The organism is Amycolatopsis sp. NPDC050768 (assembly GCF_040654155.1).
Classification (GTDB): Bacteria; Actinomycetota; Actinomycetes; order Mycobacteriales; family Pseudonocardiaceae; genus Amycolatopsis.
The window spans coordinates 161,120-184,812 of sequence record NZ_JBFAHL010000023.1; the positions used below are offsets into that span (position 1 = coordinate 161,120).

General features: G+C 69.1%; 26 protein-coding genes and 1 pseudogene. 3 read left to right on the top strand and 24 right to left on the bottom strand.

What is annotated here, in order from left to right:
- Nucleotides 1-41: 41 nt before the first annotated feature.
- From AB0H62_RS44115 to AB0H62_RS44165, 11 genes are read right to left on the bottom strand one after another with little or no spacing between them, the layout of a single operon-like run.
- Nucleotides 42-1,352 (bottom strand): MFS transporter, encoded by a 1,311-nt coding sequence (locus AB0H62_RS44115; protein ID WP_220244215.1) that lies wholly within the window; start codon nt 1,350-1,352, stop codon nt 42-44.
- Nucleotides 1,353-1,407: 55 nt separating this feature from the next.
- Nucleotides 1,408-1,986 (bottom strand): NAD(P)H-dependent oxidoreductase, encoded by a 579-nt coding sequence (locus tag AB0H62_RS44120; RefSeq protein ID WP_360592248.1) that lies wholly within the window; start codon nt 1,984-1,986, stop codon nt 1,408-1,410.
- 13 nt (nt 1,987-1,999) lie between these two features.
- Nucleotides 2,000-2,800, bottom strand: coding sequence for a tryptophan 2,3-dioxygenase family protein (locus AB0H62_RS44125; RefSeq protein ID WP_360592249.1), 801 nt, complete (start codon nt 2,798-2,800; stop codon nt 2,000-2,002).
- Nucleotides 2,797-3,816 (bottom strand): amidohydrolase family protein, encoded by a 1,020-nt coding sequence (locus AB0H62_RS44130; protein WP_220244218.1) that lies wholly within the window; start codon nt 3,814-3,816, stop codon nt 2,797-2,799. The genes AB0H62_RS44125 and AB0H62_RS44130 overlap by 4 nt, the downstream gene beginning before the upstream one ends.
- Nucleotides 3,816-4,346 carry a 3-hydroxyanthranilate 3,4-dioxygenase gene (locus AB0H62_RS44135; protein ID WP_360592250.1) on the bottom strand — a complete coding sequence of 177 codons (531 nt, stop codon included), beginning with the start codon at nt 4,344-4,346 and terminating at the stop codon, nt 3,816-3,818. Before AB0H62_RS44135 ends, AB0H62_RS44130 begins: the two co-directional genes overlap by 1 nt.
- 5 nt (nt 4,347-4,351) lie before the next feature.
- On the bottom strand, nt 4,352-4,783 hold the full coding sequence (locus AB0H62_RS44140) for a RidA family protein (RefSeq protein ID WP_220244220.1): 432 nt from the start codon (nt 4,781-4,783) through the stop codon (nt 4,352-4,354).
- A complete protein-coding gene (locus tag AB0H62_RS44145) occupies nt 4,780-5,550 on the bottom strand; it encodes a fumarylacetoacetate hydrolase family protein (protein WP_360592251.1) in 771 nt (256 codons plus the stop codon). Before AB0H62_RS44145 ends, AB0H62_RS44140 begins: the two co-directional genes overlap by 4 nt.
- Nucleotides 5,547-6,572: a 4-hydroxy-2-oxovalerate aldolase gene (gene dmpG / locus AB0H62_RS44150; protein WP_360592252.1), complete on the bottom strand. Its 1,026-nt coding sequence runs from the start codon at nt 6,570-6,572 to the stop codon at nt 5,547-5,549. The genes AB0H62_RS44145 and dmpG overlap by 4 nt, the downstream gene beginning before the upstream one ends.
- A complete protein-coding gene (locus AB0H62_RS44155) occupies nt 6,569-7,504 on the bottom strand; it encodes an acetaldehyde dehydrogenase (acetylating) (protein ID WP_360592253.1) in 936 nt (311 codons plus the stop codon). Before AB0H62_RS44155 ends, dmpG begins: the two co-directional genes overlap by 4 nt.
- On the bottom strand, nt 7,501-8,316 hold the full coding sequence (locus AB0H62_RS44160; RefSeq protein WP_360592254.1) for a fumarylacetoacetate hydrolase family protein: 816 nt from the start codon (nt 8,314-8,316) through the stop codon (nt 7,501-7,503). Before AB0H62_RS44160 ends, AB0H62_RS44155 begins: the two co-directional genes overlap by 4 nt.
- A complete protein-coding gene (locus tag AB0H62_RS44165; protein WP_360592255.1) occupies nt 8,313-9,767 on the bottom strand; it encodes a 2-hydroxymuconic semialdehyde dehydrogenase in 1,455 nt (484 codons plus the stop codon). Before AB0H62_RS44165 ends, AB0H62_RS44160 begins: the two co-directional genes overlap by 4 nt.
- A gap of 111 nt (nt 9,768-9,878) precedes the next feature.
- Between AB0H62_RS44165 and AB0H62_RS44170 the strand changes: the two genes are divergently transcribed.
- On the top strand, nt 9,879-10,829 hold the full coding sequence (locus AB0H62_RS44170) for a LysR substrate-binding domain-containing protein (protein ID WP_360592256.1): 951 nt from the start codon (nt 9,879-9,881) through the stop codon (nt 10,827-10,829).
- On the opposite strand, the gene AB0H62_RS44175 is transcribed toward AB0H62_RS44170, so the two are convergent.
- The 12 genes and pseudogenes from AB0H62_RS44175 to AB0H62_RS44230 form a co-directional block, all read right to left on the bottom strand.
- Entirely contained in the window at nt 10,813-11,361 is a 549-nt protein-coding gene (locus AB0H62_RS44175) for a flavin reductase family protein (RefSeq protein WP_220244227.1), read from the bottom strand. The genes AB0H62_RS44170 and AB0H62_RS44175 overlap by 17 nt on opposite strands.
- Nucleotides 11,362-11,489: 128 nt before the next feature.
- Nucleotides 11,490-11,750, bottom strand: coding sequence for a hypothetical protein (locus tag AB0H62_RS44180; RefSeq protein ID WP_360592257.1), 261 nt, complete (start codon nt 11,748-11,750; stop codon nt 11,490-11,492).
- A 95-nt stretch (nt 11,751-11,845) separates the two neighbouring features.
- Entirely contained in the window at nt 11,846-12,247 is a 402-nt protein-coding gene (locus AB0H62_RS44185; protein ID WP_220244229.1) for a HEAT repeat domain-containing protein, read from the bottom strand.
- A 690-nt stretch (nt 12,248-12,937) separates the two neighbouring features.
- A complete protein-coding gene (locus tag AB0H62_RS44190) occupies nt 12,938-13,477 on the bottom strand; it encodes a flavin reductase family protein (RefSeq protein WP_255638448.1) in 540 nt (179 codons plus the stop codon).
- Entirely contained in the window at nt 13,474-13,818 is a 345-nt protein-coding gene (locus AB0H62_RS44195) for a cupin domain-containing protein (protein ID WP_360592258.1), read from the bottom strand. Before AB0H62_RS44195 ends, AB0H62_RS44190 begins: the two co-directional genes overlap by 4 nt.
- The gene (locus tag AB0H62_RS44200; protein ID WP_220244231.1) at nt 13,815-15,251 is read right to left on the bottom strand and encodes a 4-hydroxyphenylacetate 3-hydroxylase N-terminal domain-containing protein; all 1,437 of its coding nucleotides are present in this window, start codon (nt 15,249-15,251) and stop codon (nt 13,815-13,817) included. Before AB0H62_RS44200 ends, AB0H62_RS44195 begins: the two co-directional genes overlap by 4 nt.
- Nucleotides 15,251-15,928: a DUF2848 family protein gene (locus AB0H62_RS44205; protein WP_360592259.1), complete on the bottom strand. Its 678-nt coding sequence runs from the start codon at nt 15,926-15,928 to the stop codon at nt 15,251-15,253. Before AB0H62_RS44205 ends, AB0H62_RS44200 begins: the two co-directional genes overlap by 1 nt.
- 7 nt (nt 15,929-15,935) lie before the next feature.
- On the bottom strand, nt 15,936-16,658 hold the full coding sequence (locus tag AB0H62_RS44210; protein ID WP_220244233.1) for an alpha/beta hydrolase: 723 nt from the start codon (nt 16,656-16,658) through the stop codon (nt 15,936-15,938).
- A gap of 105 nt (nt 16,659-16,763) precedes the next feature.
- The gene (locus tag AB0H62_RS44215) at nt 16,764-16,994 is read right to left on the bottom strand and encodes a helix-turn-helix transcriptional regulator (RefSeq protein ID WP_360592262.1); all 231 of its coding nucleotides are present in this window, start codon (nt 16,992-16,994) and stop codon (nt 16,764-16,766) included.
- Nucleotides 16,995-17,140: 146 nt separating this feature from the next.
- A pseudogene (locus tag AB0H62_RS44220) lies at nt 17,141-17,740 on the bottom strand (hypothetical protein); the annotation flags it as partial.
- A gap of 155 nt (nt 17,741-17,895) precedes the next feature.
- Nucleotides 17,896-18,378 (bottom strand): hypothetical protein, encoded by a 483-nt coding sequence (locus AB0H62_RS44225; RefSeq protein WP_220244235.1) that lies wholly within the window; start codon nt 18,376-18,378, stop codon nt 17,896-17,898.
- A gap of 141 nt (nt 18,379-18,519) precedes the next feature.
- Nucleotides 18,520-19,608, bottom strand: a complete 1,089-nt coding sequence (locus tag AB0H62_RS44230; RefSeq protein ID WP_220244236.1) for an SGNH/GDSL hydrolase family protein — start codon at nt 19,606-19,608, stop codon at nt 18,520-18,522.
- A gap of 142 nt (nt 19,609-19,750) precedes the next feature.
- On the opposite strand from AB0H62_RS44230, the gene AB0H62_RS44235 reads away from it, so the two are divergent.
- Nucleotides 19,751-20,344 (top strand): phosphoribosylanthranilate isomerase, encoded by a 594-nt coding sequence (locus AB0H62_RS44235; RefSeq protein ID WP_220244237.1) that lies wholly within the window; start codon nt 19,751-19,753, stop codon nt 20,342-20,344.
- Nucleotides 20,345-20,392: 48 nt separating this feature from the next.
- Here AB0H62_RS44235 and AB0H62_RS44240 read toward each other — a convergent pair whose 3' ends face one another.
- Nucleotides 20,393-22,312, bottom strand: a complete 1,920-nt coding sequence (locus tag AB0H62_RS44240) for a LamG-like jellyroll fold domain-containing protein (protein WP_220244238.1) — start codon at nt 22,310-22,312, stop codon at nt 20,393-20,395.
- 290 nt (nt 22,313-22,602) lie between these two features.
- Between AB0H62_RS44240 and AB0H62_RS44245 the strand changes: the two genes are divergently transcribed.
- On the top strand, nt 22,603-23,223 hold the full coding sequence (locus AB0H62_RS44245) for a DUF5134 domain-containing protein (RefSeq protein ID WP_255638449.1): 621 nt from the start codon (nt 22,603-22,605) through the stop codon (nt 23,221-23,223).
- Nucleotides 23,224-23,693 lie beyond the last annotated feature (470 nt).

The following is a 23,693-nucleotide window of genomic DNA, read 5'->3' on the forward strand; positions in this document are numbered from 1 at the left end:
CGGCGGGCGGCGCGGTGTGCGCGCCGCCCGCCGGCAGCTCGTCAGTCCACCGGGGCGGCGAGCGGGGTGGCGACTGTCTTCTTGCGACGGACGGATTCCCTGACCAGGAACACCGCCACGAACGACACCGCGGCCATCAACGCCAGGTACAACGCGATCGCGTTGGCCGTCTGGAACTCGGCGAACAACGACGTCGCGATGATGGGCGCCAGCGCACCGCCGGCGACCGCGCCGATCTGGTAGCCCACCGAGACACCCGAGTAGCGGACGCGGGCGCCGAACATCTCGGAGAACAACGCCGGGCACGGGCCGTAGGTGAGGCTGAAGATGACCTGCGCGATGACGAGCGCCACGGTGATCAGCACGGGTGAGCCGGTGTTCACGAGCCAGAACATCGGGAAGCCCCACACCGCCAGTCCCGCGGCACCGCTCAGGAACACCTTGCGGCGGCCGATGCGGTCGGACAACGCCGCGGCTGCCGGGATCGTCAACCCCGAGGCAACGGCGGAGATCAGCACCGCCACCAGGATCGTGCCACGCGGAAGGCCCAGGGCCTGCGTGGCGTACGACAGGATGTAGACCGTGAGCAGGTAGTACGCGCCGCCGTTGATCACGGTCGCGCCGGCGGCGAGCAGGATCTGCTTCGGGTGCGAGCGCAGCAGTTCCAGTAGCGGCGCGCGCCGCTGCGCCGGCTCCTCCGAAGGCGCCGCGTGGGTTTCCGACGCCCGCGACTGGGCGTAGAGCCCGACCGCGATGAGCAGGATGCTCAGCAGGAACGGGATCCGCCAGCCCCACGCCAGGAACGCGTCCTGCGACAGCGCGGCGGAGAGAATCAGGAACATCACGTTGGAGAAGATCAACGCGATCGGCACCCCGAGCTGCGCGAAGCTGCCGTAGAACCCGCGTTTGCCTTCGGGCGCGCACTCCGTCACCAGCAGCACGGCACCACCCCACTGCCCGCCCAACGCCAGGCCCTGGACCAGGCGCAGCACCACGAGCAGGATCGGCGCGGCCACACCGAGGGTGGCGTACGACGGCAGCAAGCCGATCGCCGTCGTGGCCGCGCCCATGATCATCATGGCCGTGACCAGCGCCGGCTTGCGGCCGAACTTGTCACCGAAGTGCCCGAACACGGCCGCCCCCACGGGCCGGATCAGGAAACCGACGGCGAACGTGCTGAACGCGAGCAGAGTGCCCGCGACGGAATCGACCGACGGGAAGAAAAGTTTGTTCAGCACCAGCGCCGAAGCCGACGCGTAGATGAAGAAGTCGTACCACTCGATGGCCGAACCGGCGACGCTGACGAGGATGTTCTTTCTCATCTGCCGGGGCGGCGGGGACAACTGGGTCATGGGGGAACTCCGTTGTTCAGGGGACGGGGGTTTTTCGGGCGACGAGGAAAGCGCTTCACCGACCGAGCGAGGCCAGGGCACGCCGGTGTTCGATCAGGTCGACCAGGCCGTCGACCACGGCGGTGAGGATCGCCGGCGACGGCGAACCCGCCGGCAGCTCGCCGTCGGCGAGGGCCTGGTGGGCGTGGGGCAGCACGAACTCGGGCTGGCCCACCACGTCGGCGTTCATCTTGTGCAGCACCGAGCGCAGGTTCAGCTGTGCGCGAATGGTGCCCAGCGGCCCTTGCGAAGCGCCGATGATCGCGACGGGCTTGCGTTCCAGCACCGGACCTTCGTCCACGGGACGGGAAAGCCAGTCCAGCCCGTTCTTGAGCACACCGGGCATGGCCGCGTTGTACTCCGGGGTGGCGATGAGCACCCCGTCGGCCGCGCGGATCCGGCGTCGCAGCTGCGCGACGGCGGGCGGGGCCGGGTGTTCGTCGTCCTCGTTGAACGGCGGGATCGCCGCCAGGTCACCGAAGACGTCGAAGGTGAGCTCGGGCGGCGCGAGCTGCGTGACCGCCGTGAGCAGGCGCGTGTTGAGGGAATCCTTGCGCAGGCTTCCCGACAGCGCGAGGATCGTCAAGTCCGACAAGGGTTTTCTCCAGTCAGGAATCTTCCGGGTCCATGGACCACAGTTCGGGGAACGGCACCTCGATCGCCGTCTGCGCCAGCCAGTCGAGGCCGCTGGAGCCGTAGTAGCCGGGCCGGTGGCCGAACGAGCGGCGCGTGGCCACGAGGTGCAGGTGCTTGTACTCGGCGTAGCCCTCCGCGATCTTCATCAGGGCCTCACCGCAGAACCGCAGGTCCACCAGCGCGGGGTCGCCGCCGTAGAAGACCTTGGTCCACGCGCGCACCGCGTCGGGGTGCAACTCGTGTTCCTCCTGCGGGTCACGCTTCACGACCGAGTCCGGAATGGACAGTCCACGCCGGTTCAGCAGCGCGAGCGCCTCGTCGTAGACGCTCGGCTCGCGCAGGGTCGTCAGCAGTGACGAGTGCTCGTCCGGCATCGACGACACCGGGTCGGCCAGCGCGTGCGGGCGGATGCCGAGCAGGAACACCAGCTCGCGATACTTCCACGACTGCAGCGACGAAGACTTGCCGTGGACGGAACCGAGGCCGTTCTTGATCGGCAGGAAGTCGCCGACGGTCATCCACTCCAGCGATTTCCACGACGCGTTGAGGCCCACGAAGTGGTCCGCCGCTCGCCGCAGGGCCGCCGCGGCCGAAGGGGTCTCACCGTCCCGGAAGTGCCGCGCGGCGAAGCGCAGCTCGGTGGTGATCAGGCCGAAGTACAGTTCCTGCACCTGGCACACCACGAGGAACGAGCGCTCGCCCTCCAGGTCGGTCACCGGCTCCTGCAGCGTGTGCAGCACGTCGGCCTTGAGGTAGGAGTTGTACGCGGTCATCTCGTGACCTCCTCTGGCAGGGACAGGAACCGCGCGGCGTTGCCGCCGAGCAACAGGTCGCGTTCGGCTTCGGACAGGAACTGTGCTTTTCGCACCACCTGGCCCACCGGCCGTTCGCCCAGCGGGTACGGGTAGTCGCTGCCGAGCAGAATGTTCTCCACGCCGACGACGTCGACCAGCAGGCGCAGCGCCGACGGGTCGAACACCACGCTGTCCACGGAGAACCGGCCGAGGTAGCTCGACGGCGGGTTCGCCGAGCCGCCGATCACGTCGTGGCGCTCATGCCAGGCGTTTTCCAGCCGGCCGAGCCAGAACGCGAACGAGCCGCCGCCGTGCGCGAAGCAGATCTTGAGCGTCTCGGGCACCTGGTCGAACACGCCGCCGAGAATCATCGCCAGCAGCGAAAGGTGCGTCTCCGCGGGCATGCCCGTGAGCCACTGCGACATCCAGCGGCCCAGCCGCGGCGAGCTCGGCATGTCCCACGGGTGCACGAACACCGGCACGCCCTTGGCCGCGCAGTGCTGCAGGAACATGACGATGCCGGCGTCATCGAGGTCGCGATCGCCCACGTGGTTGCCGATCTCGACGCCACGGTGGCCGGCGGCAAGGCAGCGGTCGAGCTCTTCGCACGCGAGATCCGGGTCCTGCAGCGGAACCTGGCAGAACGGCAGCAGCCGTCCGGAGGCCGGCTCGCAGATCTCCAGCGCGAGGTCGTTGAAGACCTTCGCGATCCGCACGGCCTCGGCGGGCGTGCGGTCGTAGGAGAAGAACACCGGTGTCGGCGAGACGACCTGCACGTCGACCTGGTCCTCGCCCATCTCACGCAGCCGCTCGCCGGCGTCCCAGCAGTTGGCGAGGATGCGCCGGAACTCGCGCGAGCCGACCATGATGGTCGCCTCGCGCTCGTTCTCGACGCGCAGCCACGGCAGAGTGCTCTCCTGGCCCGTGCCGTCTGCGCCCAGCTGCGGCCAGCCGCGCGGGACGTAGTGCGTGTGGACGTCGATCACCTGTGGCATCAGAGCGCGGACCTTCCGGGGTGCACCGTGCCGCAGTTGGCGCACTTGCGCAGGGACTCGTCGTTGTAGAACTGCTCGAACACCGGCGGCAGGTCCTCCACGATGTCACGCACCTGCAGTTCGACCTCGTGCACGAGGTGTTCGCAGTTGAGGCAGTACCACTGGAACCTCTCCAGCGTGCCCTCTTCGCGGACGCGCTCGATCACGACACCGATCGAGCCAGCCTCGGGACGCTGCGGCGAATGCGGCACATTGCCGGGCAGCAGCCACATGTCGCCCTCGCGCACGTGGACCGTCTGCTGGCCCTTGTCGGACATGACGTTGACGTGCATGTTGCCCTTGACCTGGTAGAACCACTCCTCGTACGGGTCGACGTGGAAGTCGGTCCGCTGGTTGGGCCCGCCGACGACCTGCACGATGAAGTCGCCCGTGCGTTCCCACATCTGCTTGTTGTTGACCGGCGGCTTGAGCAGGTGCTGGTGTTCGGAGACCCACGCGGCGAAGTTGAAGACGGGATTGATGTCGGTCACGGTGATCAGTTCCTTTCGGTGCGTTCGCTCGGCACGTGGGCGACGGCCTGGATCTCGATGAGCAGGTGCGGGTGCGGCAGCTGGTGCACGGCGACGGTGGTGCGCGTCGGGCCGTTCTCGTCGAAGTAGCGGCCGTAGACCTCGTTGTAGCCGCCGAAGTCGTTCATGCTGACCAGGTAGCTGGTGACCTGCACGACGTCGGCGAGGCTCGCGCCGACAGAGCCGAGGATGTCGGCGATGTTGTCGAGCACGGCGGCGGTCTGCACGCGGATGTCGAGCGTCGTGGTGCCGAACTCGTCGGCCTCGGCGCCGGCGAACGTGTTGTCCGGCAGGCGGCTGCTCGTGCCGGAGACGAACACGAAGTCGCCGGCGCGTTTCACGTGGGGGAAGCGGCCGCGGGGTTTGGCCTTGTCCGCGAGCGTTTTGGCTTCGGTCATCGGGGTTCTCCCTGTTCTGCGACGGAGAAGCGGGCCCGGCCGAGGCCGGAGACGGTGGCGCTGACGTGGGTGCCTGCCGTGAGCGCGACCGCGGGAGTTGCCGCGCCGGCCAGCAGGACCGTGCCCGCGGTGAGCGGGAGGCCATAGCGCTGAGCCATGCGGACGGCGGCGGGAATGGCACGCAGCGGGTCGCCGAGGATGGCAGCGGTCGAGCCGGCGCCGGCGATGCGTCCGTCCACTTCGAACACCACGCCGCGGTTGTCGAGGCCGGCTTTCAGCGGCTGCCAGTGGCCGAGCACGAACGCGGCGGCCGAGGTGTTGTCGGCGACCACGTCGGCGAGGGAGAACTTGAAGTCGCGGTAGCGGGAGTCGATCACCTCGATCGCGGGGGCGACGGCGTCCACGAGGTCGGGGCCCGGCACTTCGCCCGGCTCGACGTCGCGGCTCAGCCGGAACGCGACCTCGGGCTCGGCGCGAGGATGGATGAGGGTGTTCAGATCGAGCTCGTCGCCGTCGGCCAGGACCATGCCCGAGGTGAGGCGGCCGATGATCACGTCGTCGACGCCCATCTGCGCGGCCTTCGCCTTGCTGGTGAAGCCGAGCTTGACGCCGAAGTGGCGCTCGCCCCGGGAGATGCGGCGTTCGACCAGCTCCCGCTGGACGGCGTAGGCGTCGTCCAGCGACAGTTCGTGGTCCGTGGACAGCTGTGCGCACGGCTTGCGGGTGGTGGCGGCTTCGTCGAGCCGCGCCGCGAAGTCCTCGATCATGCCGGGGCCGCCTCTCGAGTGGCCACGAGGTCGAGCGCGACGTCGACCAGCATGTCTTCCTGGCCGCCGACGAGGCCGCGCTTGCCGGCTTCGAGGAGGATCGCGCGGACGTCGAGGTCGTAGCGGCCGGCGACGCGTTCGGCGTGGAGGAGGAAGCTGGAGTAGACGCCGGCGTAGCCCAGCGTCAGCGTCTCGCGGTCCACGCGCACCGGGCGAGTCTGAAGTGGACGGACGAGGTCCTCGGCGGCGTCCTGCAGGCCGAACAGGTCGCAGCCGTGGTCCCAGCCGAGCAGGTCGGCGACGGCGATGAACGCTTCGATCGGCGTGTTCCCCGCGCCCGCACCCTGGCCGGCCAGCGAAGCGTCTACGCGGTAGGCACCGTGCTCGACGGCGGTGACGCTGTTGGCCACCGACAGCGACAGGTTCTCGTGCGCGTGGATGCCGATCTGCGTGTCCGCGTCGAGGACTTCGCGGTACGCGTCGATCCGCGCGGCGACGTCCCGCATGGTCAGGCGGCCGCCGGAGTCGGTGACGTAGACGCAGTGCGCGCCCGCGTCTTCCATGATCTTCGCCTGCTTGGCGAGGTCCTCGGGCGAGTTCATGTGGCTCAGCATCAGGAACCCGGCGACGTCCATGCCGTTGTCGCGGGCCCAGCCGATGTGCTGGATCGCGATGTCGGCCTCGGTGCAGTGCGTGGCGATGCGGACGCTGCCGACGCCGAGGTCACGCGCGGCCCGAAGGTCTTCGATCGTGCCGACGCCCGGGAGCAGCAGCGTGGTGAGCTTCGCGTTCTTCACCACCTCGGCGGCCGCGGTGATCCAGCCCGCGTCGGTGGCCGCGCCGTGGCCGTAGTTCACGCTCGACCCGGCCAGCCCGTCGCCGTGCGCGACTTCGATGGCCGCCACGCCCGACGCGTCCAGCGCGGCGGCGATCGTGCGCACCTGCTCGACGCTGTAGCGGTGGGCGATGGCGTGCATGCCGTCGCGCAGCGTCACGTCCTGCACGTAGAGCTTGCCGGTCATCGAAGGGCTCCTTCCGCGGCGACCTGCACGAGCCGTTCCGCGGTCCGCAGCGCGGCCGAGGTCATGATGTCGAGGTTCCCCGCGTATTCCGGCAGGTAGTGCCCGGCGCCGGAGACCTCCAGGAACACCGCCACCTTCACCCCGCGGAACGGGCGCCCGAGCGCGGGCAGGAACGGCTCGTCGACCCGGTCGAACTGCACCCGCTGCTTGAGGCGGTAACCCGGCACGTAGTCCTGCACGCGCGCGACCATCGCCTCGACGGACGCGCTGACGGCGGCCTCGTCTACTTCGGATTCCTCGACGAGACAGAACACCGTGTCCCGCATGGTGATGGGCGGGTCGGCCGGGTTAAGCACGATGATCGCCTTGCCGCGTCCGGCGCCACCGACGGTTTCCAGCGCCCGCGCGGTCGTCTCGGTGAATTCGTCGATGTTCGCCCGCGTGCCCGGACCGGCGGACTTGGCGGCGATCGTCGCCACGATCTCCGCGTACGCCACCGGTGCCACCGCCGAAACGGCGGCCACGACCGGTGTCGTCGCCTGGCCGCCGCAGGTGACCATGTTGACGTTGGGCGCGCCGAGGTGCTCGTCGAGGTTCACGGTCGGCACCACGTACGGCCCGATGGCCGCGGGCGTGAGGTCCACCAACTGCTTGCCGTGGGCGCTCAGGACCGCGTTGTTGTGCCGGTGCGCTCCGGCCGAGGTCGCGTCAAAGACCAGCCGGATGTCGGCGAACTCGGGCAGGGCGACGAGCCCGGCCACACCTTCGTGCGACGTCGCGACCCCGAGCCGGCGCGCCCGCGCGAGCCCGTCGGAGGCGGCGTCGATCCCCACCATCGCCGCGACTTCGAGCTCGCTCGAAAGCCGTTTCACCTTGAACATCAGGTCGGTGCCGATGTTGCCCGACCCGATGATCGCCACCGGGGTGCTCATGCGCGTTTCCCTCCGTCCGGCCCGGCGGTGAACCCGACGCGGACCTCTCCGATGTCTTCGAACCGGGCCACGTAGCTCCCGGGCGCCGTCACGGGCACCATCGGTCCCCACGCGCCGGCCAGCACCACTTCCCCCGCCCGCAGTGGCTCGCCGCGGCGGGCGACTTCCTGCGCCAGCCACGCGACGGCGACGGCGGGCGAGCCCAGGCAGGCCGCACCGACGCCGGTCGAGATCGGCTCGCCGCCGTGTTCCAGCACCATGCCGAGCCCAGCGAGGTCCACTTCGGACAGTTTCACCGGACGCGTGCCCAGCACCAGAGCGCCGCTGGACGCGTTGTCGGCGACGGTGTCCGTGATCCGGATGTTCCAGTCGGCCACGCGCGAGTCGACGATCTCGATCGCCGGCAGCACGAAGTCCGTGGCACGCAGGACGTCGACCACGGTGGCGCAATCCGGCAGGTCGGCACCGAGGACGAACGCGACCTCGCCTTCGACGCGCGGCTGGCAGAAGCGCTCAAGCGGGATCTCCGCGCGGTCGCCGAACACCATGTCGTCGAGCAGCACGCCGAAGTCGGGCCGGTCGACGCCGAGCTGGCGCTGCACCGCCTCCGACGTCAGCCCGATCTTGCGGCCGACCACGCGACGACCGCTCGCGACCTTGTCCGCGATGATCCGGCGCTGCACCTCGTAGGCGGCGTCGACGTCGTCTTCGCCGAGGAAGTCGCGCACCGGCTGCACGGGCGTGCGGTCACGCTCGGCCCGCTGCAGGCGGGAGACCGCAGTGTCGATCGCCGCGTCGACTCGGGCGTTCACAGCGCCACGCACACGTTGGTCGGCTGGGTGTAGAAGTGCAGCGAATGCACGCCGCCTTCGCGGCCGATGCCCGAAAGCCCGTTGCCGCCGAAGGGCGATCGCAGGTCGCGCAGGTACCACGTGTTGACCCACGACATGCCGACCCGCATGGCGCCCGCGACGCGGTGGGCGCGTTCGAGGTTCGTGGTCCACACGGCGGCGGCGAGGCCATAGTCGCTGTCGTTGGCCAGGCGGATCGCCTCGTCCTCGGTGTCGAACGGCACGAGCGCCGCGACCGGGCCGAAGATCTCCTCGCGCAGCACGCGGTGGGTGTTGTCCAGCCCGGTCCACAGCGCGGGGCGCACCCAGGCACCGCCTTCGAGATCGGGGCCGAGGTCCGGGATCCCGCCGCCGGCGAGGAGCTTCGCGCCCTCTTGCTCGGCGAGCTCGTAGTAGGAGAGGACTTTCTCGCGGTGCTGGCGCGAGATCAACGGTCCCGTGGTGGTGTTCGGATCGTCCGGGCGGCCGAAGCGCAAGGCCTCGGCGCGTTCGGCGAGCCCGGCGGCGACCTCGTCGAAGATGCCGCGCTGCACGTAGATCCGCTCGGTGCACAGGCAGATCTGGCCGGTGTTGGTGAACGTCGAGCGGGCGAGGCCGTCGACGGTCTTGCCGAGGTCCGCGTCGTCGAACACCACGGCCGCGTTCTTGCCGCCGAGCTCGAACGACACAGGCAGCACGAGCGGCGCCACCGTTTGCATGATCGCCGAGCCCGTGCGGGATTCGCCGGTGAAAGTGACGCCGTCGATGCCCGGGTGGCCCGTGAGGAACTCGCCGGCCGAGCCGGGGCCGAAGCCGTGGACGACGTTGAACACGCCGTCGGGCGCGCCGGCCTCGGTGATGAGCTCGGCCAGCAGCGTCGCGCTCGAGGGTGTCTCCTCCGACGGCTTCACCACCACGGCGTTGCCCGCGGCCAGCGCCGGCGCGACCTTCCAGGTCAGCAGCAACAGCGGCAGGTTCCACGGCACGATGACCGCGACCACGCCCAGCGGTTTGCGCAGCGCGTAGTTCAGCGCACGCCCGGCCGGGCCTTCGGTGAGGAACGAGTCGAGCCCGGCCGACGCGATCGTGTCGGCGGCGGCCCGGAAGTTGGCGGCGGCGCGCGAGACGTCGAGCCGGCGGGCCAGGTCGAGCGGCTTGCCGGTGTCGGCGACCTCGGCCGCCAGCAGGTCGTCGAACCGCTCGTCGATGCGTTCGGCGATCTTCCTGAGCACCTGCGCACGGTCGGCGTCGGAGGTGCGGCCCCACGCGCCGTCGAGGGCGGTCCGTGCGGCGCGCACCGCGCGGTCGACCACCGCCTGGTCGGCCTCCTCGACCTGGGCTACCAGGGTCCCGTCGACCGGGCTGACCTTGTCGAACAGGTCACCACCGCTGTCGGTGAACCGCCCGTCCACGAAGCTCTTGAGCACCGTCATGTCCGCCTTCCCGCGTGGCTGTGATCCCTGCTCATCGTCGCGACCTCCAGCTATGCCTGACAAATGCCAAAGCCTTAAGTTGATATGTGCATATGGCTATAGTGGCTCGTTATGACCCCTCGTGAGCTGCCACGTCTGCTCGACGGCCGGATGAAGTTCCGCCACCTGGTGCTGCTCGACGCCATCGCGCGACGCGGCACGATCGTCGGCGCGGCCGCCGAGCTGCACGTGACCCAACCCGTGGCCACGCGTGGGCTACGCGAGCTCGAGGAGATCCTGGAGGTCGAGCTGTTCCAGCGCGGCCCGCGCGGCCTCACGCCGACCGTCTACGGCGAGGCCTTCACCGAGCACGCGCGCGCGATCCTCGCCCAGGCCCGGCAGGCCGCCCGCCACGTCGTGGAGCTGGCCGGCGCCGAACGCGGCACCGTGGTGGTCGGGACACACCTGTTCGGCTCGAACGTCCTGCTCCCGCGGGCCATCGCCGCGTTGAAGGCGGAACGGCCGAACCTGACCGTGGCCGTGCGCGACGGGACGCCCGAGTCGCTGCTGGTGGAGCTGAGCGCGGGCCGGCTCGACCTGATCGTCGGGCGGCTCACGCAGATCTCCGACGAGGGGTTCCTCCGCCGCAAGCTCTACGACGAGTCCGTGGTCCTCGTGGTCCGCGCCTCGCACCCGCTGGCCGGCGCGAAGACCGTGGACCTCGCGACGGTCGCCGAGTACCCGTGGATCCTGCCCGGCCCGGAGACCGCGCTACGGCGTGAGCTCGAGGAGCTGTTCCACAACAACGAGGTGCTCCTGCCCGCCAACCGCGTGGAGGCGACTTCGTTCCTCACCGTGCGCCAACTGCTTCGCGACACCGACGTCGTGGCCGCGCTGCCGCGCCTGATCACCGAAGAGGACCCGGGGATCGCGCGCCTGCCGTTGTCGCTCGAGCCGATCGGCCACAGCGTCGGCATCACCATGCCCGCCTCCAGCAAGCCCACCCCGTCGGCGAGCGCGCTGATCGACAAGCTCGTGGCCGAGGCCGTGCAGGTGACTCGCCGGTTCAGCCCTGCTTCGTGACTCGGGGACGTTCGAGCTGGTCACCGAGGTCGTGGTAGGCCGACTTGTGCCAGACGAGCGGCTGCAAGTCCTCCCGCTCCGTCGACCCGTAGTCCAGCGACTCGCCCACGAAAATCGTGTGGTCCCCGCCGTCGTACGCGGCCCACTTCCGGCACACGAACCACGCCAGAGCACCCCCCACCGTCGGGCACCCGTGGTGCAGATCCATCTCCACGTCCACCGCCACACTCCACGGCTGGCGCGCGTAGAAATCGGCGATCGCCCCCTGGTCCTGGCCCATGATGCTGAGCCCGAAGTGCCCATCCGTGCCATGCAGCAACTGATGCATCCGCCCCGGCTTGTTCACACTCACCGCGCACAACGCCGGATCCAGCGACACCGACGCGAACGAGCTCGCCGTCATCCCGTGCACCCCGCCGTCCCCGTCGACGACCGTCACCACCGACACACCACTCGGGAAATGCCGCAACGCCCGCCGGAACTTCAACGCGTGCGGATCGGTGGGGGCGTAGGTGCTGCGTGGTGTTCCCACGGACGTCCTCCTCGATTTCACCGCCTCTGACCAGCGGTGATGGTCCACCCATCGTCGCCGCCCGAGCCATACCCGTCCAATGCCGATCCGCGCCCCCGCCATGCCTGAACGGTCATACTCGCTCTGCGCTACCGTCGGGCCGCGTGGCCAAGATCGGCCTGAGCGATCCAGCTGATCGCCGCGAACAGGTCGTCCCGCGGCGCCACCCGCTGCGCGCTCTCCTTGGCCCGATGGTGCGCCTGCCGCACCAGCTCGGGCCACGGCTGCGTGAAGTCGAGCTCGGCGTGGTAGGCGAAGTCTCCCTCGTTGTAGAAGTGGCCGTCGTCCTCACTTCGCCACAACCCGAAGGACAACGTCGCCTGGTCGCGCGCAGCGAGTTGATCGAGCACTTCCCCCAACCGCGCCGACGGCCATGCCTCTACGTCGCCGACTCGGACTGCCGGTGCCAACGCCGGCGTCACGGGTACCCGGGCGCCGAGCGCGGTCAGCGCCAAGCGCAGGCCCCACTGCTCGCCCTCACCGGGGCGTCACCCCGCGCCTTGCTCGTCTCCCATGCGCGCCTCAAGGCCGGCACCGCTCCAGTTGCGCGCAGGTCAGCCAAGGCTCCCGCCGCCCACTCCCGGACGGTGCTGTTGTCCCCCGCCAGCAAGTCGATCAGCGCACCGATCGCGCGGGTGTCTTGCAACTGCTGGAAGATCTCGATGGCGCATAGCTGTGCGAACGAGCCGAAGTTCGGTAGGGCGAGGAGCAAGGGGGCGACGACGTCGGCCTCGCGGCCGAGGGCGGTCAGGTCCCACTGCGCATCGGCGGCACCCATGGCGTTCGCGTCGAGCGTGTCGGAGTCCAGGAGTCGGATTAGTCGATCGATCTCGTGCTCGGTGTTCATGAGTGTGCTCCCCCCGGATGTGTTGTGGGACTACGAAAGCACATTCGGTGGGTGTGAGGCGCGGGAATTGTCGGCCGGTGGATGCTGGGGTGTGGGGTGGATGGTTTGTGGTGGGTTTCAGGTCGGTGTGGACGCGTGACCCCGGGGCGGGTGGTTGTCGGTGGTGGGGGTTCTCGGGGCAGCTGGATGATGCCGCCTGCACCAGCCAGCCACCCATACAACCCGGCGCGGGTCTTTTGCTTTTCCGTCTACCCAGCTCAACCAGCCAACAAAGCCGTCGATATCTCCGGCTAACCTTTCCCCGGCCGGCCCCCGGCGAAGCACTTTCTTCTACGGGACTTGCTTTGTGTCAAGGTACTCTTTCCAGCCTTGGCACAAGGCAAGTCCCGTAGAACCATTGAGCGCAGCGGGGGCTAGCCATGTGCATCCTTCTTTTAATCTTTTGCTTTAAAGATCAAAAGATTAAAAGATGAACCTCCAGATGGCTCCCCGAAGTTCAATTGTCACTACGGTTCGGGGTCACTTGTCAAGGCTGGAAAGAGCACCTCGACAAGCAACCCCGAACCGTGTTGTTTCACCTTCGTCGGGGGCCGGCCGGGGAAAGGTCGGGGGATTGGTTAACGAGATCTTGGGCTGGGCAGACCCGCTGTCTGCCCGGAAAATGGCTTCGGCCGACAGTAACTGGGTGGTTCAGAAGAACCAAGGCACCGGCTCGTGCCCCCGGTCCACCACGTCACTGAACCGCCCGCCGAGGAACCCCAACGGCTCCCCTCCCCGCGAACACACCTTCAGTACCTCACCAATCACAACCTCATGATCACCAGCCGTCAACGCGCGATAAACCGAACACTCCAAGTGCACCAGAGCATCCGGAATAACCGGAACATCATGCGATCCCGCCTTCACCGGTAAACCCGAAAAGTGGTCCTCACCGCGCCGAGCGAACCGGAGAGCGAGTTGTTCCTGTCTCGTCGACAGGACGTTCAGCGCAAAGCGGTCCGCGGAGACGACAGCGTCGGTAGTGCGCGCACCGGTCGTCAAGCAGACGAGCACCAACGGCGGGGACAGCGACACCGATGTCAACGAGTTCACCGTCATCCCGTGGGGAACATCGCCGACGCTGGTAGTCACCACCGCGACCCCAGTCGCGAACCGGCCCATCGCCGTCCGCATCGCCAACGCGTCGACCGGGCCGGAGCCGGGAGTGCAGTCAGGGGGCATGGTGGTCATGCGCGGTAGCGGACCTCGAAGGTGAGCACACCCTCGTCGGTGCGCCAGGGGCCGTGTGGCATGCCCGGAGGACGGCAGGCGTACATCCCGGCACTGAAGGTCTCCCCCAGGGTGAGGTCGGAGAACGAGCCCTCCAGGATGTAGACCTCCTCCCAGAAGTCGTGCGACTGGACGCCCATCGGTGACGAGTCGGCGCCCGGCGCGTAGCGCAGGATGCGGGTGGCGACGCCGGAGGCCTCGTCCGTGGACAAGACGCGTTCGGTGATGAGCGGGTCGTCGCCCTTGCAGGTGGTGAAGTCGACCTCAGTCACCGGGAAGAACTCGCGTTCGGGTTTGCTCACTGGCTCTCCTCGGAGTAGCCGGCCAGGAAACGGTCCACTTCGGACACGGGGCCGTCGAAGCCGTAGTTGCGGAAGGAGTAGCCCTTCACCACGAAGGGCGCGCCGGCGTAGAAGAGCTCGTACTGGTGGTGGCGGCCGGCGAACTCGCTGCCGACGGCGTCCCACGCGAGTTTGAACAGTTTGACGCGGTCGGCGGCGGGCGTACCTGGGCTGTAGATGTAGCGGTCGATGTCCGCGCGCGTCTCCGGGCTGGTCATGTCGGCGACGCTGGAGGGGACCTGCAGCACACCGCCGCCGACGAGGTCGCGGAGGATGGCGAGCACGCGGGGGTACAACTCCGACTGCAGGCCCATGGCGCCGTACAGCGCCCGGCTGCCGGGGCGCCAAAGGCCGGCCGAGTCGGGTTCGGCGGTGTACTCGGCGGCCAGAACAGCGGACTCCACAAGGGACACCAGGCTGGCCAGCTCGCCGAGTTTCTCCACGACGCCGGGGAACTTGTCGACGCCGTTGACCGCCGCGACCTTGCGCGCCAGGCCGGCCAGGAATTGCAGCTTCACCGAAAACCGGATCTGCGCCTGCCAGTTGCCCAGCACGTGCGCGCCCGTCTCGAAGAACTGGTTGCGCACGCCGGCGACGTCGCGGTAGACGAACACGCGGTCCCACGGCACGAAGACGTCGTCGAAGACCAGCAGGGCATCGGTCTCGTCGAAGCGCGTGGTGAGCGGGTAGTCGTAATGGCTGGTCGCGGCGGGTGCGTACGGGCGGCGACAGTAGAGCTTCAGGCCCTCGGTGTCCACGGGCAGCACGAAGCTGAGCGCGAAGTCCGTGTCCTCCGGCGTCAGCGGCTTGATGCACGACACCAGGATCTCGTCGGCGACCGGCCCACCCGTGGCCAGCATCTGCGCGCCCCGCACCACGATCCCGTCGGCGCGCTCCTCGGCGACGCCGACCTGCACGAGATCACCGTCCCACGCGCTCGCCGTGGTGGCGCGCGAAACCTGCGGCGGGATGATCGCGTAGGACAGGTACAGGTCCTCCTCGACGACGCGCTTCTGGAACGCCGTCACGTTGGCCGCGTAGTCGCCGAACACGTCCGGGTGCGAGGCGAACGCGGCCAGGAACGCGCCGACGTGGTCCGGGCTGCGGCCCACCCAGCCGTGGGTGTGGCGCGCCCACGTGGTGGCGGCCTCGCGGAACGCGGTGAGGTCCTCGCGGCTGCGCGGGGCGGTGAAAAGCCGGTTCACCACCTCGCCGTTCGGGCCGGGCCGCGTCATGCCGGACGCGGGGTCGGCGGCGAGGTCGAACAGCTCCGACACCGTCTTCGCGATCGGCGCGAACGCCGGGTGCCGGGCCACGCCGTCCACCCGCTTTCCGTCGAGGTAGACGCGACGTCCGTCGTCGATGGCGCTCAGGTACTGCGATCCGGTGCGCATCAAGCCCTCCTTCGCTGGGTTTCGTACACGTGGGTCAGGGTTTCGCCGTGGGGCAGCCGCAGGTCGACGCGCCAGCGCGAGCCGTACACGAACTTCCCGCCGAGCAAGGAAAGCGTGCCGCAGAACAGCACGAGGTCGCCACCGTCGTCCAGTCCGGACGGCATCCGGCCGAGCGTGTCCGACGGGTGGCGCAAGGTCGCGACACTGCCGCTTTGGTACGTCGACGAGTCCACACTGGACTCCGCGACCAGACCATCCCAGTCCACGACGGACAGATCAGGCCCGAGGTCCACCACGTGCGAGCCGAGCGGCTTCGGGCACGCGGCCTTGCTCCGCGCGATGTCGACGCGTTCGAGCTCCCGGTCGGTGTGATCGGAGCCGACGCCGAGGTAGTACCGCCCGTCGTGGCGGATCACCACTGGCTCGACCTCGCCCGACGTCGTCGCCGAACCCACCTCGACCACCGGCGAGCTGGTCAACAGTCCCGGCGAAAGCACGTAATACGCCGGTACGCTCACCGGCCGCGGCACGCCGATCGCCGCGAGCTCGGCGATGTGGTGCTCCACAACCGCCTCGTCCTTGGCGGTGTAACCCGCAACAACGATCCGCTCCGGCGCGATCGACAACGTCGCACCGGAGCCGACCACGATCAGCTCACTCGTCGCGTCACTCCTCAAAGGACGGTCAGTCCCGCCCCGCCTCGATGAACTTGCGCGCCGTCAGCTCGGGGTTCGCCAGCAGCACCTCGTGGCTGCCCTCCATCCCGATCAGCCGGAACATCACGAGCCGGTTGGACAGCCGCGGGTGCCGCCCCCACTCGCCCTGCGTGATGTCGTTGTCCTCGGACGGCGCCAGGTAGCTGAACGCCTGCGGCACCTTGTCCCAGCCCGTCATGTCGGCCGGGTCGGTGAAGGCGCTCCACGGCTGCGGGCGCAGCACGTCGTACACGCGCCGGGCCTCCTCCGCGGAGGCGTCGCCGTAGAACGCGTCGCGCCACACGGGGAACGGCAGCACGACACCGCCGTCAGTGCGTTCGTCGTAGCTCGCCTGAAGCGCGGCGACGAGGTGCGGTGGGATCTCGTCGACGAGCGCCCGGCCGTGCGCCGGCACGAACGCGGCGAAGTAGACCAGCCGCCGCATCCGCTCTGGCAGCTCGATCGCCACGCGGGAGATCACGTAACCGCCCCAGCTGTGCCCGACCAGCACGACGTCGGTCAGGTCGTGCTCCCGGATGTAGTCGACGATCGGCGCCGCGGCACCGCGCAGGTCGACGTGCTTGTCGTCGTTCTCGCCGAGGCCGCCGGCCGTCGGGGTGTGGACCTCGTGGCCCGCGTTCTCCAAGTGCTTGCGGACGGGGTCCCACAGCTCCCCGAAGTGCCACGCTCCGTGCACCAGTACGAATCGCATCCGCCGCTCCGTTCTCACCGTTGAGTGCGTACGGCACATGCTGCTGTCGGCGAGCGGCAAGGACTATCGGTGAAGCGACGCGCGAGCATCGGATTCGCGCAACCGTCAGCGGCGGCCCAGCGCGGCCGACGGCGTGACCCCGAACCGCGCCTTGAACTGCGCGGCGAACTCGCCCAGGTGGAAGTACCCGCATTCCGCAGCGACGCCGGTCACCGTCGTGGTCCCCGGCTCACCCGCCGCGAGCAGGCGGCGGGCCCGGTCGAGCCGCTGATCGCGCAGCCACTGCCCGGGCGTCGTGTCGAGGTCGCGCCGGAACCCGGTCTGCAGGCTGCGCAGGCTCGTCCCGCTTGCCGCGCGACTTCCGACAGGCTGATCGGCTCGGCGAGGTGGTCGAGCAGGTACTCCATCGCCCGCCTGACCTGCGCCGACGGCGCCCGTCCAGGCTCGGCTTCCTTCTCGCGCAGCTGCGTGAGCAGGAACGACTCGATCACCAGCTCACCCAGCTGTTGCCCCACCTCCGGGCGCGCGACGCTCGGCCCCAGCGTCGGCAGGCTGACCACGCTCTCCAGCAGCCGGTACAGGAACGCGGGCTGCTCCGGCAGCGACAGCGAGAGGTCCACCGGGCCGGCGGTCGCGACCCCGCGGATCCGGCGGGCCGTGCGCTCGACCCAGCGCCGGTCCATTCGCACGATCAGCTGGTCGAACGCGCTGTCGATGTCCAGCTTGAACTCGCGGTACGGCCCGACGATCGCGGGACGCCCCGGCGCGAGCTCGGCCGTGTCGCGGCCGTAGGTGAACTTCGCGGACCCGGCGACAGGCAGCGTCAGCAGGAAGTTGTCCTCTTCGGGCACGGCGGGCGCGACCGTGACGTCGGCGCCGTAGCGCAGGCGGTTGAGCGAGATCGGGCCCGCCGAGAGGTGCTCCAACCGGGTCGAAAGCCGCGCTCGCCGCGAATGCACCACGAGCCGGTGCGGGCGCAACGCCTGCGTGCAGGCCTGCGTGACCTCGTCGGGATCGCCGCTGGACGCGAGCACGTGCTGCGAGACCTCGGCCAGCCCGGCCGCGAGCTGCGCTGCTGTCATGCCGCCTCCCGGTGCGTTGTCCCTCAGGACAACATCCCCGCTCGCCGTTGTCCAGCGGACCCGAGGACCAGGACGGCGGTGGCACTCCTGCGCGGAGCCGGTCTGGCGGTTCTTGGCCAGGACACAATGAGGACTCGGCTGTGTGTCGTGTCGGATCAGAGCTGGTCGTCGTCCGAGTCTCGGGCCTGTTCCTTACGCGGCCGCAGATGCGCGAGGATTCCCTGGGCCTCGTCGCGGACCCCGGCGTCGTCATCGGCGGCGAGCTCGTGCAGCTGCTGGATCAGCCGATCCGCGCCTGCAGTCGTCAGCCACTCGGGGTTGCAGTCCAGCGCGGCCACGAGCTCATCTCTGGTCCAGAACTCGACAGCTCGGCTGCTAGCCAGCAGCACGCAGCGCAGGCCAGCGGTGTCCTTGCGTGAGAGCAAAGCCTTCGCGGTCTCCTGGGTGACTGCGGAGTCTCCGCGATCCAACAGGAGACGGTGGAGGACGTCCGCCACTCCGTCGATCTTGTCCGATGCCGCGAGCCGCCGACCCGCCGCTGCGCGAACTGACCAATCCGGGGAGTCGGCGTCGGTCAGTTCTTGATCGTCAGGAGACACCATGCCCCCAAGCCTGCCAAGGTTGTCGTTGATCCTCAATCGATTTCCCATGGCCTCAGCCGCCGCCGCGACGCCGTCACCGAACGACCGCGGACCCGAGGACCAGGACGGCGGTGGCCCACCGTCACGAACCAGTGCGGCCAGGCCGGCTGATCGACGGCACCGGCCCACCCGCGTTCCTCAAGCCGAAACCACGCCGAACTCCGCCGCCGCGATGTCCGCCGCACCAGCCGCATTCGGGTGGAAGGCGTCGTTCATCAACCCCGCGCCGGACGCGGCGGCGTAGCTGCCCCAGCGATCGAAGAGGTCGAGCACCGGCACGCCGTGAGCGTTCGCCACGTCGTACACGGCGTCGCGATAAGGGGACAAGTCGACCCACGCCGGATCGCCGGGGATCTGTGCCTCGAGGACCACGTCGCAGGTGTTCTCCAGTGCGGACACCATCGTCTCGAGGTTGGCCGCGTACCGGTCCGGCGCGACCGCCGTCTGCTCGTTGGCGTCATTCGTCATCAACGCGATCAGGGCGAGATCCGGCGCCCAGGCCACCACGTGGTTCAGCGCCGAGTACGCCTCACCACCGGCGACCCAGTCCGTGGTCGTCGACATCGAGATGCCGAAGTCGCCGATCGTGATGCCGTCGAGCGCTTCGATCCCGATGCTGCCGACCCGCAGTTCGCCGGTCTCGCCGGCCACGGTGACCGTGACGGTGTGCCGTCCGGCGGCCAGCTTGGGGAGCGCGACGAGGTGTGTCGCCAGGCCGGCCGCACCGCTCAGCCGGACCGGGCCGGGTTCGCCACCGTCGATCGCGATCGTGCACTCGCGCGAGTCCTGTGTGGTGATGACGCGAGCCAGGTAGTCGCCGGCCTCCGCGACTAAGGCGGAGAGGGAAACGGAGCCGCCACTCGTCGCGGACGAGGCGAACGTCGTCAGCGCACCCGGCGCGAACTCGGACCAGGACCCGGTGAACGTCAGCCTCGAATCCGCCGTCATGGTCCGCGGGTTCAGGATCACCGACGCACCCCGCACCGGGAACCCCCGGGCCGCCAGCATGTCGCCCATCACCACCGGCGGCGACTGCGTGGCGGGCTGGAGTCCCTGGCCGGCGCTGATGGAGTCGCCGATCTTCGCGTACCTGGCCGAACCGGTCCCGGCGACGGCGGCGGCGCGCTTCCAGCGCCAGCGCCGGATCGAGCCCGCAGTCATCCCGTACAGCTGCCGGCCCTCGTCGTATCCACCGGAGTGGGCCTTGCCGAGCGGACCCGTGACCATCGTGCGAGCTCCTTCGTCGGGCGGAAGTCGACCCATAATCACATCCGCGCCGCCGCCCAGGCGGCCGATCCGTCACCTCTTGTGATGCCGGTGCGCGCGTGATGCCCGCTCGTCACCGGCCGGCGGAGGTTAGGGTCGGGGCGTGTTCGTGAAGATCTGCGGCCTGAAGACAGCGGCCGACGTGGCGTGCGCGGTCGAAGCGGGAGCCGACGCCGTGGGGTTCCTGCTGTGCGAGAGCCCTCGGCAGGTCACCCGGGCCGAGGCCGCGCAGCTCGCGGCGGGTGTGCCCGGCGAGGTGCTCACGGTCGGCGTGTTCAAGGGCGTGCCGGTGCCGGAGGTCCGCGACGCCGTGGCCGAGACCGGGATCCGGGCCGTTCAGCTGCACGGCTCCGGGTACTCGCCGGCCGACTTCGCGGCGTTGCGCGACCTGCCCGTGCGGCTGATCCGTGCCACGTCACTGAAGCACAGCGAGGTCCCGGCCGTCGGCGAATACGGCGAGGACTTGCTCCTGCTCGACTCCCCCAACGCGGGTTCGGGCGAGACCTGGGACTGGTCGGCCGAGATCCCCGACGGCGACTGGCTGCTGGCCGGCGGCCTCACCCCGGACAACGTGGCCGACGCCGTCGCCACCGTGCGGCCGTGGGGAGTGGACGTCTCCAGCGGCGTCGAGTCCGCCCGCGGCGTGAAGGACCAGGCCCTGATCCGAGCTTTCCTCGCCGCCGCAAGGAGTTCCTGACCGAGGACGGCAGCGGGTGGGCGCCGATGACCACCCGCCGCCGGTGGATCACTTGGTCATGAACTCGTCCAGGCGCAGCGCCCGGTTCACGATGCGGACGTCGCCGATCCAGCCGTGGAACACGTTGTCGATCGCGCCGCCGTACTCGTGGCCGCCGAGCAGCCAGGTGAGACCGAGCGAGGCGATGCCGATCGAGTCGGTCGACGGGTTGTCCGCGACCGGCGAGCTTTCGATGTAGGCCTTGGTGTGGTGGCCGTCGTTGACCACGGCGAGGTGCCACCACTGGTCCTCGGGCATGCCGTGGCTCCAGTTGGTGGTCGGGTAGGTCTGGCTGAGCGGGTAGCAGTTGAACTGCAGTTCACGACCGTTGTTCGTGGTCATGAGCTGGGCCACCGGCTCCTTCGGGTCGGTGTTCTTGCCGTGCTTGCCCGCGTCGCCGGCCGCGCCGCGGCGGACCAGCACCGGCATGTTGCCGTTGTTGCCGCCGTCCCAGTCGCGCGGGATCTTCACGAACGTTTCGATGGTGTAGCCGTGCTTGAACGTCTCGGTGTTCAGCGGCGCCTTCGCGGCGGTGCTGAGGTACGCACCGTGCAGCGGGTTCTTGCCGCCGACGAAACGCAGGCTGGCGTGGCCCGGCTGGTCGGGGTGGTGGTCGTCGGACCAGGTCAGCGCGTCGGGGACGGTGCCGGCCACCGACGCGAGCGTGAGGTCGTTGCCGTGGCCGGACAGGTCGCGCACCTTCTGGCTCGCGGTGACGGCGCTGCCGTTGGCGCCGACGTTGTCGAAACGCCAGTACGCCAGCGTGCCCGGCACGAGCACCTTGTTCGCCGGCCGCGCCGAGCGCACGGGCACCGGGATGAAGCCGGAGAAGCGCTGCTCGAAGTCGAACGGCATCGAAAACAGGTCGACGGAAGTCGTCAGCCGCGACTCCAGCACCTCCATCTTGTTGCGCTTCGCCGGGTCCTTCTCGAGGATCCACGGCGCGATCGTCTCGACGTCGATCGTGTTGCGCTGCAGGTCGAAGTGGTAGAGGCGCAGCATGCCGCCACCGCTCATGTAGCGGTTCTGGTAGTTCGTGATGTGCAGGTGCACGTCGTTGCCGGCGGCGTTCTGCTTCGTCATGCGGCCCGACGGCCAGTAGTGGCCGTTGAGGGTGAGGAAGATCTGGTCGTTGTTCTTGATCAGCTGGTCCCACACGGTCTGGCCGTAGCCGGTGACCGCCGCGTTGTTCTCGGCGTCGCCCGATTCGTACGGGTACACCTCGTCGCCGTAGGTCGGCGCGACGATCTCGTGGCAGGTCAGGATCACCGGCAGGTGCGGGTTCTTCTTGATCACGTCGTTGGCCCAGGTGAAGCCCGCGGCCGACGTGCGCCAGTCCATGGCCAGCAGCAGCCACTCGCGCCCGGCGGCGCGGAAGGTGTGGGCGGTGTTGTAGCCACTGGCGTCCGAGCTGAGGAAGGACTTCTGGTTCTTGAACCGCTGCGGGCCCATCGTCTGCAGGTACGGCGTGGTGCCGCGCGTGTCGTCACCGGACACGTCGTGGTTGCCGGCGAGCACGCTGTAGGCAACGTTCGCCTTGTCGAGGATCTTGAACGTCTGGTCCACGGCCTGGAACGACGTGACGTCGGCGTCCTGCGTCACGTCACCGAGGTGCGCCATGAACACGATGTTGTTGTTCGGCGTGCCGCTGTTCTCGATCACGTACCGGAACGAGGCTGCCTGCGGCTCCGCGTTGATGCTGTTCTGGCTGCCCCAGTAGAGGTACTGGGTGTCCGGCATCACGGCGACGGTGAACTGGAGGCTCTCGCCGTCCGGGTTCCATCTGCCGCTGCCTCTGTTTGCGGTGTTCGCGGTGTCGGCCTCGGCCGGCGCGACGCCGAGCGCACCCAGCGCCGTGGCGCCGACGCCGGCGAGTCCCGCGTTCCGCAGGAAGGACCGTCGGTTCGGGCCCACCTGGTTTTCGCGCATGGTCTACCTCATTCAGGTTTCCAGGGAGACTTCTCGAGCGCCCCGAACGCTATTCACGGCTGTTTGAGCCAACGCGAACACCAGGTGGCCTGCTCACGTCGGCTCCCTTACGTCGCGCGCCCTTGAGACGCAGGTCACGGCCGGTGAGCCTGAGGGGCAACGGCGCTGCCCTTCCGTTTTCGACAATTCCTGTCTCGTCCGGGGGCATTTCCCTCCGGTTGTCACGAATCGCGACTGTGCGTGGTCTACCGGGTACTCGCTTCGCTTGCTTCGGCGGAAGGAACCCTCTCGTGCCGGCGTCCGTGTCCTGGCTGCTGACGGCCGCGTTCGCCGCGCTGGCGTGGGCGCCACTCGCGAACCTTCGGCGTGGGGTTGCCGCTTTGCCGGCGGACGCTGCCGAGCGTCGCGAGTCTCCAGTGGATGTCCACCGTGGCCAGGCACCACTCTCCGCGGGTTCATCGTTGCCCACCAACGCCGCGTTGCCCGCCAACGCCCCACCGCCGCTCCGGGTGCCGACCCGTGCCGACTCCGTGGCCGAACTCGTCCTCTGCGCCGCGATGATCGCCATGGCCTCCCCCGTCGGCGCCCCCATCCCCGCCGCCGGCTGGCAGGCCGTGCTCCTGCTCACACTCGGCTGGTCCCTCACGACCCGGCATCTGCACCACGTCGCAACCACCGCGACGATGCTGTTCATGCTCACCGCCATGCCGCACTCCGGCGACCACGGCCCGTGGCTCACGATGCCCGCGATGGGCCACGGCTGGTGGACACCCATCACCTTCGCCGCGGCCGCGTGGGTCCTCCTCGAAGCCGCCTACTCGGTCCCGTCGTGGCACATGGACCCGACCCGCGCGTTGTCGCGGACGGGCATGAGCCTCGGAATGGCTTGCGCGCTGGTCGCCTCGGCCTGAGCCGGCAATCTCGGCGGAAACCTGTTCCTGTGCCAGTAATGTGAGCGGTCGTGCTCTCCACGACTCGACGGCTGACCGCGCAGTGGACCGCCCACCCCGTCCGGCGGAGGCATGATGGCCGCCAAGGCCCTCGCGATCGCCGTGACCCCACAATGGACAGCTTCGCGGACCTCGAAGCGCAACGCCGTGCCGGCCAGCACTACGGCGTGACGGAACAGTTCGAGGCCTTCTGGTCACCTTCCGTCGACGTTTCCTGACCCGCGGCACCGCCTCGACCGCACCGGGAGTTTCCGCACAGTTTCGGCGCCTGCATTTCCGCGACCATTCGGTGCTACGATCACAATCGATCGCCACATTCGTGCGCCTGGTCACGGTCAGCATGCACGCCAATTTCAAGGAGCACTCATGGCCCAGAAGGTTCTCGTCGAAATGCTGGACGACATCGACGGCAGCCCGGCCACCCAGACAGT